Below are 14,002 nucleotides of genomic sequence, written 5' to 3'. Positions count from 1 at the left end.
TTCAGACGGGGAAGTGGCCCAGCAGGCCGGCCGCGGCGTCGCGGCCGATCACGGCGGGGTCGCCGGCCACCCAGAGGCGGCCCGCGTGCTCGGCGTGGGAGATGACCAGGGGGTAGTGCTGCTCGGGCGCGTCGGACCGGCCCTCGTCGGCGAGGGGTTCCAACAGGCTCCGGCGGATGAGGATCTGGCGTCGGGGGTGGCCGCGCAGCGCCGCGCCGCCCTGGGGATGCAGCAGGTGCAAGATCTCGTACTTCAAGGGGTCGGCCGGTGACTTCTCGTCCATCAAAGCCGGATATATCCGGCTAAGACCGCCAGCCGGGGTGATCTCCAGGTCGGCCACCAGCGTCGGCCGCCCCAGCCACGTCGCCGTAGCGGCGAGAATGTCGGCGGACGTGAGCGCGCCGACCGGCGCCGACATCCTGAACCTCGGCCCGACACCGGGCGACCAGGGCCCGAACACCTCGGCCGTGCCCTTGGCCAGCAGCCCGAGCCAGCCTTCGAGGTCATCCTCACTGGCCTGAAGGTGTTCGGGCGCGCCGCCCTGTGCCGCTTCTCCGGTCGAGAGCTGGTGCAGGACACGGTGCAGGGACGCCTCGTCGAACACCGCGGCGTGCGCGACCGCCACCAGCCGCCCGGCGACGGCGACCACCCGCAAGGGCCTTCCTGCGGCCAGGTCCACGCCCTTGCGCGCGAGTTCCAGCGCGCCGGCCAGATCCGTGCCGTCGTGCGTGAGCAGATCCGCGGCCCGGGGGACGATCGTGGCCCGCCACGGCCTGCGGTCCGGGGTGGCGATGGCCAGCCGTACCGCATCGTCCAGATCCGCGACGGAGGCGAGCGCCCGGCCCTCGACCATCCCGGTGATCAGGTACGACTCGACCGGCAGCCCGGAGCGCCGTAGCCGGTGCGCGGCCAGCGGCAGCTCGGCCGCTTTCGCCACCGGCGGAGGTTCGCCCTTCGCGAGCAGGAGGGCCAGGGCGGCCGGGGTCCGGTGATCGAAGACGTCGCCCACCGACAGGGGCGCCCCCGCGCGGCTGACCAGGCGCATCGCCGTGATGCTGTCCCCGCCGAGCTCGAAGAAGTCGTCCTCTGCCCCGACCTCGCCCGCCAGCCCCAGCACGTCACGGAACAGTCCGCACAGCCGCTCCTCCGCCGCCCCCGACGGCGGCCGGCCGGTCCCGCGCGACGGTGAGCCGGGATCGGGCAGCGCGCCCCCGTCCACCTTCCCGCTGGCCGTCCGGGGCAGCGCGTCGATCGGCACGAACAGCGCGGGCACCATCGCCGCGGGCAGCAACCCGCCGAGGTGCGCACGCAACACGCCGGGCTCCACCTCCCCGTTCCGCCCGACGACATAGGCGACCAGGTAGGTGCCCCCGTCAGCCCGGCGCGCCGCACGGACCGCGCAGTCGCGCACCCCGGGATGGGTCCGCAGCGCGGCCTCCACCTCCCCGGGCTCCACCCGTACGCCCCGGATCTTGACCTGGCCGTCGATCCTGCCCAGGAACTCCAGCACCCCGTCGGCCCGGCGGCGTACCAGGTCACCGGTGCGATACATCCGCGTACCGGCGCCGGACGGGCAGGCGACGAAGTGCCCGGCGCTCAGTCCCGGGCGCCCGTGGTAGCCGCGCGCGAGCTGCACCCCGCCCAGATAGAGCTCGCCCGCCACCCCGTCGGGCACCGGCCGCAGCCAGGTGTCCAGCACGTAGGTGGCGGTGTTCCAGATCGGCCGCCCGATCGGCACGACCGCCTCCGTGTTCGCCTCGAACGCGGTGACGTCGATGGTGGCTTCGGTCGGGCCGTACAGGTTCTCGATCGCCACCGTCCCCAGGACGGCCCGCGCGCGCTCCACCAGGTCCCCGGGCAGCGCCTCGCCGCTGCAGACGATCCGCCGGAGACCGGGAAGGTCCGCGCTGCCGGGGCCGTCCAGGAACTCCCGCAACATCGACGGAACGAAGTGCACGACCGTGACGCGCTCCCCGCGCATGACCTCGGCCAGGTAGGCGGGGTCGCGATGCCCGCCGGGCCGCGCCATCACGAGCTGGGCGCCGTGGGTGAGCGGCCACCAGAACTCCCACCCGGACACGTCGAAGCCCGCGGGCGTCTTCTGCAGCACCCGGTCATCGGCCCGCAGCGGGTAGGCGTGCTGCATCCACCGGATCCGGTTCGCCAGCGCCCGGTGGGTGATGGCGGCGCCCTTCGGCCGTCCGGTGGAGCCGGAGGTGTGCAGCACGTAGGCGACCCGGTCCGGGTGATGCTCCTCGTCGAGCACCCCGTCGGTGCCGGGCAAGCTCTCCTCGGTCACCACGTACACCGGTCCGGTGTCGTCCACGATCGCGCGCGACCGGGCGGCGGGCTGCTCGGTGTCGAGCGGCACGTATCCGGCGCCCGTCTTGAGCGCGGCCAGCAACGCCACCACCAGCTCGGCCGACCGGGCGCGGGCCACGCCCACCAGCCGCTCGGGCCCGGCGCCGCGCGAGCGCAGCGCCCCGGCCAGCCGCTCGGAGCGCCGGTCCAGCTCGGCGTAGGTGATGACCTGCCGCTCGTCGCGGACCGCGGGCCGGTCGGGGTGCCGCGCCGCCTGCTCCCTGAACATCCGCACCACATCGATCTCCGGTACGGCGACCGCGCTCCCCCGGGCGGGACCCGCCTGCTCCGGCAGCACGTCCACGACCCTGGCCCCCGGATCGGCGGCCATCGCGGCGAGCACGGCGGCCACCCGCTCCGCCAGATCCGGCGGCTCACCGGCGAGCGCCCCCGGCAGCCGGTCGACCGTCAGCCGCAGCCGCGCCCCCGGCACCACGATCAGCGTGAGCGGATACCCCGTGGCGTCGGTACCGCTCACCCCGCGCAGCCGCAGCCCCCCGTACGACCGCCCGTCCAGGACGGCCGCGTCCACCGGATGGCTCTCGACGACCACCAGCGTGTCGAACAGCGCCCGCCGTCCCACCGCCCGCTGAACCGCCGCCAGTCCCACGTGCTGCGCGCCGAGCGTGCGAGCGTGATCGTCGCGCACCCGGCGCAGCAGCCCCGCCACGGACTCGGCGGGATCCAGCACCACACGCGCCGGGACGGTGTTGACGAACAACCCGACCATCGACTCGATGCCGGCCACCTCGGCGTCGCGCCCGGAGACCGTCAGCCCGAAGACGACGTCGCCGCGGCCGGTGAGCGTCCGCAGCACCAGCGCCCACGCGGCCTGCGCCGCCGTACCGAGCGTGACCCCGGCCGTCCGGCACAGTTCCCGCACCGCGGCGGATGTGTCCTCGCTCATCTGCGCGGCCGAACGCTCCGGCCGCGCGCCTCGCGGCGCGTCCGGCACGCCTACCAGCGTCGGCCCGTCGAGCCCGGCGAGCCGTTCCCGCCAGGCGGCCAGCGCCGCGTCGTCGCCCCCGTCGCGCCGCCGCTCGCGCAGCCACGCCAGGAAGTTGCGGTACGGCGGCGCGGGCGCGAGCCGCCCCGGATCGCCGCCGCTCTCGTAGAGCCGGAGCAGGTCGCCGACGACCAGCGAGTTCGACCACCCGTCCAGCAGCAGGTGATGGTAGGTGAACAGCAGCCGGTGCCGCCCCTCCACGGTCACCAGGGTCATGCGCAGGCAGGGCGAGGCGGTCAGGTCGAACGGCCGGAGCGCGTCGGCCGCCTTGATCCGGGCGTAGGCGTCCCGGCTGGCTTCGCCGTACACGTGGAGGGGCAGGACGCTCTCGGCCGGGATGACCTGGACCGCCTGGCCGGAGGCGCGGGTCACGAACGCGGCCCGCAGGTTGGGATGGCGCACGAGCAGGGCCTGGCCGGCGGCGCGCAGCCGTCCGGGGTCGAGCGGCCCGTCGAGCTCCAGGTCGAGCTGGACGACGTAGGGGTCGTGGCCGCCGCCGGAGTGGAACAGGATGCCTTCCTGGAGCGGGCTGAGGGGGAGAACGTCCTCCAGGGCGGTCATGCGTGCCTCCACTCGCGCTGGAGCCGGTCCAGTTCGGCCGGATCGAGGTCGTCGATGAGCGGGCCGGCCGCTCCGCTCAGCTCCTCGTGCCAGAGGCCGGCCAGGCGGCTCACCTCGGCCTCGGTGAGAAGCTCCTGCGCCCAGGTCCATTGCACGTGCAGGGTGGGGCCTTCGCGGAGCACGGCGTTGATCTCCAGGCAGTGCGGGAGGGGCAGCGCGGGGTCGGCGTGGCCGCGGACGACTTCGTCCTGCTCAACCGACTGCCAGCCTTCCGCCCGGTCGTGGACGCGGCCCCAGTAGTTGAAGCCGATCTGCGCCCGTGGCAGGGACGCGAGGACCTGTTCCGTGCGGGGGTTGAGGTGGCGCAGGAGGCCGTATTCGACGCCGCGCTCGGGTGACAGGCGCTCTCGCATCTCGTCGTGCGGGCCGAGGCGGAGGCTGACCGGGTATTGGCTGGTCAGCCAGCCGACCGTGCGGGAGAGGTCGGCGCCGGGCAGCAGCGACTCCTCCCGTCCGTGCCCCTCGACCTCGATCAGGAGCGGCGGCTCGCCGCCGGTGTGCCAGCGGGGTACGGCTCGGGCCAGGGCGAGCAGCAACGTCGCCTGGGCGTCGGCGCCCGGGGCGGTGAAGGGTGCGGTGGTGAGCAGGGATCGGGTGCTGCCGACGGTGTCGCGGGCGGGGTCGAGCGGCCGCCCGCCGAGCGGGGCGCCCGCGTCCCGGGCCAGGTCGCGCCAATAGGCGAGGCCGGGCTCACCGGCCGCGGCCAGGTCGTGGAGGTGGCCCGCCCAGGCGCGTAGCGTCGTGCCCGGCTCGGGCAGGCTGATCGGCTCGCCGCGTACACCCTGGTCGCAGGCGGTGGCGAGGTCCTGCAGGAGGACCGGCCACGAGACCGCGTCCACGGCCAGGTGGTGGACGGCGATCAGCAACCTGCGGGAGTCCAGCCGCGCGAAGGCGGCCACCTCGGCCGTCACCGGGTCCAAGCCTGCCGAGACTCGCTGTTCGTCGGTTTCGGAGACCAGGACGTCCGCGGCACGGACCGCGCCGGGTTCCCTGATCACGTGCCGCCAGCCGCCGGTGCCGCCGGGGGGCAGCAGGCGTGAGCGCAGGGCGTCGTGGGTGTCGAGCACGGCCTGGACGGCGGCGGTGAGGACGGCGGGGGTGATGCCGGCGGGCAGGTTCACGACTCGGGCTTGTGTGTAGCCGGTCAACGGGCCGCCTCTGGCGAGCAGTTCGGCCAGGATCGGGGTGATCGGCACCTCGCCGGAGCCCGGTTCGCGGGGCGGGGGCTCGTTCGTGGTGGCTTTCAGGAGGGCGCGGGGGCTCTGGTGGACGAAGACGTCCCGGGCCGTGAAGCGCAGGCCCGCCGCCCGCGCGCGGCCGACGAGGCGGATGGCCGCGATGCTGTCGCCGCCGAGCGCGAAGAAGCCGTCGTCGGGGCCTGCCCGCTCCAGGTCGAGCACCTCGCGGAACAGGCGGCACAACCGCTGTTCCGCCGCGGTTCCGTGGCCCGCCGCCGGGGCTCGCGGTTGCGGCGCGGGGAGGGCGGTGCGGTCGAGCTTGCCGGCGCGGGTGAGCGGCAGGGCGTCCAGCACCACGACGTGCGCGGGCACCATGGCCTGGGGCAGGAGGCGGGCGGCGTGGGCGCGTACCTCCTCGGGGTCCAGGGCGGCCGAGCGGGACACCACGTAGGCGATGAGGCGGGCGCGGGCGCCGTGGGCGGCCACCGCGGCCTGGACGACGTCCTCGTGGGTGGTGAGCGCGGCTTCCACCTCGCCCGGCTCGATGCGGTTGCCGAGGATCTTGAGCTGGTCGTCGGCCCGGCCCAGGTACTCCAGCAGGCCGTCGCCGCGGCGGCGGGCCAGGTCGCCGGAGCGGTAGAGGCGCTCGCCGGGGGCGAAGGGACTGGCGACGAAGCGGGAGGCGGTCAGGCCGGGGTGGCCGAGGTAGCCGCGGGCGAGCTGGTCGCCGCCGAGGTACAGCTCGCCCGTCACGCCCGGCGGCACCGGCCGCAGCGCGTCGTCCAGCACATGGGCGGCGCAGCCGGGGGCGGGGACGCCGATGGGCACCGTCCCGGCAGGAAGCTCGCCGGCGCCGGTGAGCTCGTGGACGATACAGCCCACGGTGGCCTCGGTGGGGCCGTACTCGTTCACGGCGGTCCGGGCGCCGGGCTCGCTGCGGCCCGCGTGCCAGTCCCGCAGGTGGGCGCCGGTCAGCGCCTCGCCGCCGACCACGAGCGTGTGCGGTCCGCCCAGGGCGTCGCCACGGGCGCCGTCCAGCAGGGCGAGGTGGCTGGGGGTGCACTTGGCGAAGGTCAGCCCCTCGACCGGCTCGGCGAACTCACCGGCGACCACCCGCCCGCCCGCCGTCAGCGGCCCGAGGGCGCTGGTGATGTTGAGGTCGGAGGTGAGCGGGCCCGACAGCAGCGCCGTCCCGGCCAGACCCGGGTAGCGCTCACCCGCCCACGACAGGTACGCGGCCAGCGCGGCCCGGCCGACCACGACCCCCTTGGGCCGGCCGGTGGATCCGGAGGTGTAGATCACGTAGGCGGCCTGGCCGGGGTGGGGCAGCGCCCGTGCGGGCCCGCCGGACACGTCGCGGCCGAGATGGTCCGCAGGTGCGGGCCCGCCGGACGCCTCGCTGTCCACGCGGTCCGCTTGTGCGGGCGCTCCGGACGCGTCGCTGTCCAGGCGGTCCGCTCGCACGGCTTCGACACCCGCGGGCAGGGGCGGCGATCCGGCGGCCGTCACCGCGAGGCGGGCCCCGGCGTCGGCGATGATGGCGGCGTTCCTGGCGGGCGGATGGTCGGGATGGAGCGGCAGGAACGCGGCGCCGGCCTTCAGCGTGGCCAGGACGCCGACCAGGCCCCACGCCCCCGCCGGGAGCGGAAGCGCCACGACGCTCTCGGGTCCGGCGCCCCGTTCGGCCAGCCTTGCGGCCAGGACGCCGGAGAGGCGGTCGAGCTCTCCGTAGGTCAGGTGCCCCACGGCGATCCGCTCCGGATGGGCGGCGGCCCGCTCGGCGAAGCGGCGGGTCACCCAGGTCTCCGGCTCCGCGACCCGGTGCGGCGGGCCCTGCGCGAGGGCGAGCTGGTCGCGGTGTTCGGCCGGGGAAAGGAGGTCGACGCGGTGGAGAGGGAGGTCGGGGTCGGCGACGGCGGCCTCGATGAGGCGGACGAGCCGGTCGGCGAGGGTCCGGGCGGCGGCGGGGCTGAAGCGGGCGGTGGCGACGTTCAGCACCCCCTCCAGCACCCCCTCCAGCACCCCCTGCAGCGGCCCCTGCAGCGGCCCGTCTCCGGCGTGGTCGACGAAGGCGAAGGTGAGGTCGAACTTGGCGGTCTCGGCGGGGACGGGGATGACCTGGCCGAGGAGGTCGTCCAGCGGTAACCGGCGCCCGTCGGCCTTCTCGTACACGGTCATGACCTGGAACAACGGGTTGTGACCGGGTGAGCGGGCCGGGTTGAGGCCGTCCACGAGGCGGTCGAACGGGATGACGTGGTGACCGTAGGCGCGCAGCCCGCGCTCGCGCACGCGGGCGAGGAGCTCGCGCAGTGTGGGCCGGCCGGACAGGTCGGCGCGCAGGACCGTGGAGTTGACGAGCAGGCCGATGAGGTCGTCCCAGCGCGGCTCGTCGCGGCCGGAGACGGCGACGCCCAGCGGGATGTCGTCGCCCGCGCCGAGCCGGTGCAGCAGCGCGGCGACGGCGGCCTGCAGCACCATGAACGGGCTGGCCTTGCTCTGCCTGGCCAGGGTACGCAGCGCCGCGGCGGTGGCGGGCGGAAGGGCGAACGCCACGTCCGCGCCCTCGTCGCCGGTGCCGGAGCGGTCGGCGGGCAGGGGGATGTGCTCGGGCAGGCCGTCGAGTGCCTGCCGCCAGTGCGCGATCTCCCGGGCGGTCAGCGACCCGGCATCGCGCTTGTCCCCCAGCCGCTCGCGCTGCCACCGCGCGTACTCGCCGTACTGCGCGGCCCGCGCCGCCCACCACGGCGCTCCCCCGGCCCGGCGCGCGCGGTAGGCCACGTGCAGGTCCCTGGCCAGCACCTGGAACGACCACTGGTCGGCCAGCACGTGGTGCAGCACGAACAGCAGCACCGGCGCCCCGCCGTCCACCCGGAACAGCCACACCCCCCAGGGCGGCTCCTTCTCCAGGTCGTACGGCCGCGCCACCGCCGCGCGCACCCGCTCCCCCACCTCCGGCTCCGCGACGTCCACGACCACGAGGTCGCCCCGCCACCCCGCCTCCACGCGCTGGCACGGCTCGTCGCCGGCGGCGGCGATCACCGTGCGCAGGATGTCGTGCCTGGCCACCACGTCGGCCAGCGCCCGGCGGAGCGCGAGCTCGTCGGGCATGCCGTTCAGGCGCAGCGCGAAGGGCATGTTGTAGGTCGCCGAAGGGCCGTTCCAGCGGTGGAGGAACCAGAGGGCTCGCTGTGCGTAGGACGCCGGTGTGGAATCTGCTGCCATCGCGGGTGGTCCGCCTCCTGAAAGGTCCCCTGACCGTCCCGGACGGGACGAAGCAAACTTAGGTTAGGCTAACCTAAGTTCTCTGACAAGGGCCTCCGAGGAGAACATCCGCCCCCGGACGGGCGCGTGATCATAGGTGGTTCCGTCCGCATTTCAAGCCTTGAAGAGTCTTGTTTATTAGGTTTGCCTAACCTAACTTCGTGGCTCGGATCTCTACCCCTTTCCCGGGAGCCGCCCGATGTCGGACCAACCCTCGATCTCCCGGCGCAGCCTGCTCGCCGGCGCCACCACCCTCGGCGTGGCCGGCGGGTACAGCCTGCACGCCGTCCTCAGCCCGAGCTCCGCGGCCGCGCCCCTCCGCGCCCACGCCACGCACGCTCCCGCCTTCGAGGCCGTGACCCGCGAACCGGGCGCCGCGACGGTGTTCGTCCGGACGGCCGCCGCCACCGGCGACGTGCTCCAGTTACGCCCTTACCGCGACCGCCTGCGCATCCCGCCCCGCGCCAGGGTGCGGCGCGAGCGCGGCCTGTCCACGCTGACGGTCACCATGCGCGCCGTGACCGCCCGCCTGCACGCGGACCTGCCGCCCACCACGCTGTGGGCCTACGACGGCCACTTCCCCGGCCCGACCATCGAGGTACACCGCGGCGAACGGCTCCGCGTCACCTGGGCCAACGCCCTGAGCGGCGCCTACCCGGTCACCGCCGTTCAACTCCGCGCGGCGCCGGGCCCGGTGCCCGTCTGGGACCTGCCGGGCAGGAGCGGCGCGACGCCCAGGGCCGACGTGGCCGCCCTGCCGCCCTGGGCCGTGGTGCACCTGCACGGCGCGCACACCGGCGGCGGCAACGACGGCTGGGCCGAGAACGCGGTCCCGCCCGGCGCCGCCCAGCTCGCCGAGTACACCAACGACCAGCGCTCGGCCACCCTCTGGTACCACGACCACGCCATGCACATCACCCGGTTCAACACCATGACCGGGCTGACCGCGGGCCTGTACCTGATCCGCGACGACGAGGAACGCGACCTGGGCCTGCCCTCCGGCCCGTACGAGATCCCGCTCGTGCTGTGCGACCGCAACTTCGACACCGATGCCGACGGCAAGGTGAACGGCCGCCTGCTGCACAAGATCACGGAGTACCCGCAGCAGACCGAGACCGTCGTACGCTCCTTCACCGGCCCCTACACGCTGGTCAACGGCACCGTCTGGCCCTACGCGGAGGTCAAACCGGCGTGGTACCGCTTCAGGATCGTCAACGCCTCCAGCATCCGTCCCTACCTGCTGCGCCTGGTGGACCAGGACGGCCAGCCGGTGCCGGGCAGGGTGTTCCAGATCGGCAGCGACGCCGGGCTGCTGCCCGCGCCCGTGCCGATCGAGGACTGGGTGCTGGTCACGCCGGCCGAGCGGGCCGACGTCCTGGTCGACTTCACCGGGCTGGAGGGCCGGTCGCTGCGGTGGGTGGACGCCTCGTTCATCGCCTCGCCGGTGCCCGAGGTGATCAACTTCCGGGTGGGCAAGGACCGGCTCCCGCCGCGGTTCACGCTGCCTCCCAAGATCAGCGCGAGCTTCGAGCAGGTCGACCCCGCGGCCCTGCCCCAGCACAAGGAGCGGCTCGTGCTCATCACCCCGGCCTTCCCCATCAACGCGGAGATGTGGGAGATGGAACGCGTCGACGCGCCGCCGGGACCGCTGCCCGCCGACGGGATCGTCCAGTTCGAGGACGCGAAGGGGCAGGTCACCACCTACCGCAGGCTGTCCAGGGACTATCCGGACCCGGTCGCCTTCCACGTGGCCGACGGCGACTGGGAGACCTGGCGGTTCGTGTCGCTGGAGGGCAGCGGGGTGCCGCATCCCATGCACGCCCACGGATTCTCCTTCCAGGCGCAGGAGCGGCTGCGGTTGGACGCGTCCGGATTCAAGTACTTCACGACCAGCGGCTCCACCCGGCTGGGCGGCGGCACGGAGAAGCCGATCAAGATCCTCGAGGCCGAGCCGCTGCGGCCGGAGGAACGCGGCTGGAAGGACGTGATCGCGGTCGGCTTCCGCGAGATGATCACGACGGTGGGCCGGTTCACGGGCTCGGTCGGGCGCTTCATGCACCACTGCCACATCTACGAGCACGAGGACCACAAGATGATGCGCCCGTTCGTGGTGCTGCCGAAGCAGGTGGCGGCCATGGATCCGCATGGGCCGGGCGGTGGCCACTGAAGACCCGGACAGTCTTGACAGATGTCCGGCAAACGTACAAATTAGGTTAGCCTTACCTAACTTCATTCTGACCTACGAGGGGCTTCAGGATTGGATGGCATCGGGGACTCCGTTGCTCTGGTCACCGGCGCGGGCAGGGGCATCGGCGCCGCCGTCGCCGGCACACTCACCCAGGCGGGCGCCACGGTGGCCGCCGCCGACCTCGACGGCACGCCGTACCGGCTGGACGTACGGGACCCGCGCGCGGTGGACACCCTGGTCGACCGGGTGGAGCACGAGCTCGGCCCCATCGACATCCTGGTCAACGTGGCCGGAGTGCTACATCCTGCTCGCGCGCAGGACACCGACGACGAGCGCTGGCGGCAGACGTTCGCCGTCAACGCCGACGGCGTCTTCCACACCTGCCGGGCCGTCGCCCGCCGCATGATCCCCCGGCGGCGGGGATCGATCGTCACCGTGGGCTCCAACGCCGCCACGATCCCCCGCGTCGGCATGGCCGCCTACGCCGCGTCCAAGGCGGCCGCGCGGGCGTTCACCCAATGCCTGGGGCTGGAGCTGGCCGGGCACGGCATCCGCTGCAACATCGTCTCGCCCGGCTCCACCGACACGGCCATGCTGCGCGCGCTCCACGGGGGCGATCCCGTCGCGGGAGACCTGGCCACCTTCCGCACCGGCATCCCCCTCGGCCGCGTGGCCGAACCGCGTGACGTCGCCGAGGCCGTGCTCTTCCTGGTCTCCGCGCGTTCACGGCACATCACCCTGCACGACCTTCTCGTCGACGGCGGCGCCACCCTGCGCTCCTGAGTGATTGGAACTCGATGGAAAGTCTGACCACCGCCGCGGACCCGCTTGCGGGATACGAGCGCACCCGGTCGGTGCTGTTCGCCTCCCCGCGGGGGACGCTGCTCACGCGGGGCAGATCCACGATCGCCGGCGGCGAGCTGGCCACCCTCGCCGACCGGCTGCCCGCGTTACTGGGTCGGTCCGGCGGGCCGGCCGCCGGGGCGATCTCCTTCGACGGGACCGCGCACCTGCTCATCCCCACCGAGTCGGCCTGGTCGGCGCCGCTGCCGGCCGCCGCCCCGCCGGTGCCCAGCGGGCGCTGGTGGAGAAGGCAGACCCCGGCACCCGCCGCGTACCTGCGGGCGGTACGGCTGGCCCTGGCCGAGCTGGAGGCGGGAAACCTGGACAAGGTCGTCCTGGCCCGCACCCTGGAACTGCGCTCCGACGAGCCGATCAGCCTGCGGCACCTGCTGCGCCCCCTGCTGGGCCACGGCTACTCCTTCGCCACACCGCTGCCCGGCGGGAGCACCCTGGCCGGAGCCAGCCCCGAACTGCTCGTCGCCCGCCACGGCAGGCAGGTCCTCAGCAACCCGCTGGCGGGCTCGGCCGAGCGCAGCGCCGACCCCGCGGAGGACTCCCGCCGGGCCGCCGCGCTACTGGAGTCGGCCAAGGACCTGCACGAGCACCGCCTGGTCGTCGAGGCCGTCACCGAACGGCTGAGCCGATACTGCGACAGCCTGGAGGTGCCGAAGACGCCGCAGCTCACCTCCACCGCGACGATGTGGCACCTGTCCACCAAGATCACCGGTACCCTGCGCGACCCGGCGACGTCGGTGCTGACGCTGGCCGCGGCGCTGCACCCGACCCCGGCCGTGTGCGGCACCCCGCAGGCCGCGGCCCGCCGGGTGATCGGCGAGCTGGAGGCGGTCGAGCGCGGCTTCTACAGCGGCCTGGCCGGATGGTGCGACGCCGCGGGCGACGGCGAGTGGGCGGTCGCCATCCGCTGCTGCGAGGTGCACGAGCACACGGTACGGCTGTTCGCGGGCGCCGGCATCGTCGCCGGATCCGTCCCGGAACGGGAGCTGGCCGAGACCACGAGCAAGTTCCGCACGGTCCTGGACGCGCTGGGGGCGGGCACCGATGCACTGGACTGAGGAGGAGGCGGCCCGCTACCGGTCCGCGGGCTACTGGAGCGGCATCAGCTTCGGCGACCTGCTGCGCGAGCTGGCCGGACGCCACGGGGAGCGGACCGCGCTGATCGCGCCGCCGGCCCGATGGAGCTTTCGCGAGCTGGACGAGCGCGCCGACCGCCTGGCCGCCGGGCTGCGCGCGCGGGGCATCGGGCCGGGCGACCGGGTCGTGGTGCAGCTGCCGAACGTGCCGCAGTTCCATCAGGTCTGCTTCGCCCTCTACCGGCTCGGGGCGTGGCCGGTCTTCGCGCTGCCCGGCCACCGCTCGGCGGAGATCTCCCACTTCTGCGGCTTCACCGAGGCCGTGGCCTACATCTGCCCGGACGAGGCCCACCGCGCGTACGCCCCGGGCACGCCGTCGATCACCCTGGACGAGCTCCCCGAGGCCGAGCCGGTGGAACTGCCCGGCCGCGATCCGGGCGAGGTGGCGTTCCTGCAACTGTCGGGCGGCAGCACGGGACTGCCCAAGCTGATCCCGCGCACCCACGACGACTACATCTACAGCTTCCGCGCCAGCGCGCGCCTGTGCGGGCTGAGCGGGGACAGCGTCTACCTGTGCGCGCTGCCCGCCGCGCACAACTTCCCGATGAGCTCGCCGGGCGTGTTCGGGGCGCTGAGCGCCGGCGCCGCCTCCGTCCTGGCGCCCGACCCCAGCCCGAGCACCTGCTTCCCGCTGATCGAAGCCGAACGGGTCACGATCGCCGCGCTGGTGCCGCCGCTGGCGCTGCTGTGGCTGCGCGCCGCCGCCGACACCGCGCACGACCTGTCCAGCCTGGAGGTCCTGCAGGTGGGCGGCGCCAAGTTCAGCGAGGAGGTGGCCAGGCGGGTGCGCCCGGAGCTCGGCTGCACCCTCCAGCAGGTGTTCGGCATGGCCGAGGGACTGGTCAACTACACGCGGCTCGACGACCCCGAGGACGTCATCGTCTCCACGCAGGGCCGCCCCCTGTCCCCCGCCGACGAGGTCGTGGTGGAGGACGACGGGCAACTGCTCACCCGCGGGCCGTACACGATCCGCGGCTACTGGCGCGCCGACGAGCACAACGCGCGCGCCTTCACCGGCGACGGCTTCTACCGCACGGGCGATCTGGTACGGCTCACGCCCACCGGCGACCTGGTGGTCGAGGGCCGCGCCAAGGACCAGATCAACCGCGGCGGTGAGAAGATCGCCGCCGAGGAGGTGGAGAACCACCTGCTGGCCCATCCGTCGGTCCACGACGTGAGCGTGGTGGGCCTGCCCGACCCCTACCTCGGCGAACGCGCCTGCGCCTACGTCATCTGCGCCGGCCCGCCCCCGCCCAAGGCCGAGCTGCGCACGTTCCTGCGCGAGCGCGGCATCGCCACCTTCAAGATCCCCGACGTGTTCGAATACGTCGACGCCTTCCCCAGCACGGCCGTGGGCAAGGTGAGCAAGCGACATCTCCGCGAGAGGACCTGA

General features: G+C 74.1%; 6 protein-coding genes. 4 read left to right on the top strand and 2 right to left on the bottom strand.

The window, feature by feature from the left end; translation table 11 throughout:
- Position 1: 1 nt before the first annotated feature.
- Positions 2-3,928: an amino acid adenylation domain-containing protein gene (locus tag ACFWYW_RS21935; protein ID WP_379621156.1), complete on the bottom strand. Its 3,927-nt coding sequence runs from the start codon at positions 3,926-3,928 to the stop codon at positions 2-4.
- Positions 3,925-8,388 (bottom strand): amino acid adenylation domain-containing protein, encoded by a 4,464-nt coding sequence (locus ACFWYW_RS21930; RefSeq protein ID WP_379621154.1) that lies wholly within the window; start codon positions 8,386-8,388, stop codon positions 3,925-3,927. Before ACFWYW_RS21930 ends, ACFWYW_RS21935 begins: the two co-directional genes overlap by 4 nt.
- Before the next feature lie 238 nt (positions 8,389-8,626).
- Between ACFWYW_RS21930 and ACFWYW_RS21925 the strand changes: the two genes are divergently transcribed.
- From ACFWYW_RS21925 to ACFWYW_RS21910, 4 genes are all read left to right on the top strand, one after another.
- A complete protein-coding gene (locus ACFWYW_RS21925; RefSeq protein ID WP_379621152.1) occupies positions 8,627-10,594 on the top strand; it encodes a multicopper oxidase family protein in 1,968 nt (655 codons plus the stop codon).
- A gap of 90 nt (positions 10,595-10,684) precedes the next feature.
- Positions 10,685-11,398 carry an SDR family oxidoreductase gene (locus ACFWYW_RS21920; protein WP_379621150.1) on the top strand — a complete coding sequence of 238 codons (714 nt, stop codon included), beginning with the start codon at positions 10,685-10,687 and terminating at the stop codon, positions 11,396-11,398.
- A gap of 14 nt (positions 11,399-11,412) precedes the next feature.
- Positions 11,413-12,531 carry an isochorismate synthase gene (locus tag ACFWYW_RS21915; protein ID WP_379621148.1) on the top strand — a complete coding sequence of 373 codons (1,119 nt, stop codon included), beginning with the start codon at positions 11,413-11,415 and terminating at the stop codon, positions 12,529-12,531.
- The gene (locus ACFWYW_RS21910; protein ID WP_379621146.1) at positions 12,518-14,002 is read left to right on the top strand and encodes a (2,3-dihydroxybenzoyl)adenylate synthase; all 1,485 of its coding nucleotides are present in this window, start codon (positions 12,518-12,520) and stop codon (positions 14,000-14,002) included. Before ACFWYW_RS21915 ends, ACFWYW_RS21910 begins: the two co-directional genes overlap by 14 nt.

The organism is Nonomuraea sp. NPDC059023 (genome assembly GCF_042740095.1).
Lineage (GTDB): Bacteria > Actinomycetota > Actinomycetes > Streptosporangiales > Streptosporangiaceae > Nonomuraea.
This window is presented reverse-complemented; position numbering and strand designations above follow the sequence as displayed.

Coding starts and splice junctions, on each gene's coding strand:
- ACFWYW_RS21915 (WP_379621148.1), top strand. CDS start 11,413: ATGGAAAGTCTGACCACCGCCGCGGACCCGCTTGCGGGATACGAGCGC.
- ACFWYW_RS21935 (WP_379621156.1), bottom strand. CDS start 3,928: ATGACCGCCCTGGAGGACGTTCTCCCCCTCAGCCCGCTCCAGGAAGGC.
- ACFWYW_RS21925 (WP_379621152.1), top strand. CDS start 8,627: ATGTCGGACCAACCCTCGATCTCCCGGCGCAGCCTGCTCGCCGGCGCC.
- ACFWYW_RS21910 (WP_379621146.1), top strand. CDS start 12,518: ATGCACTGGACTGAGGAGGAGGCGGCCCGCTACCGGTCCGCGGGCTAC.
- ACFWYW_RS21930 (WP_379621154.1), bottom strand. CDS start 8,388: ATGGCAGCAGATTCCACACCGGCGTCCTACGCACAGCGAGCCCTCTGG.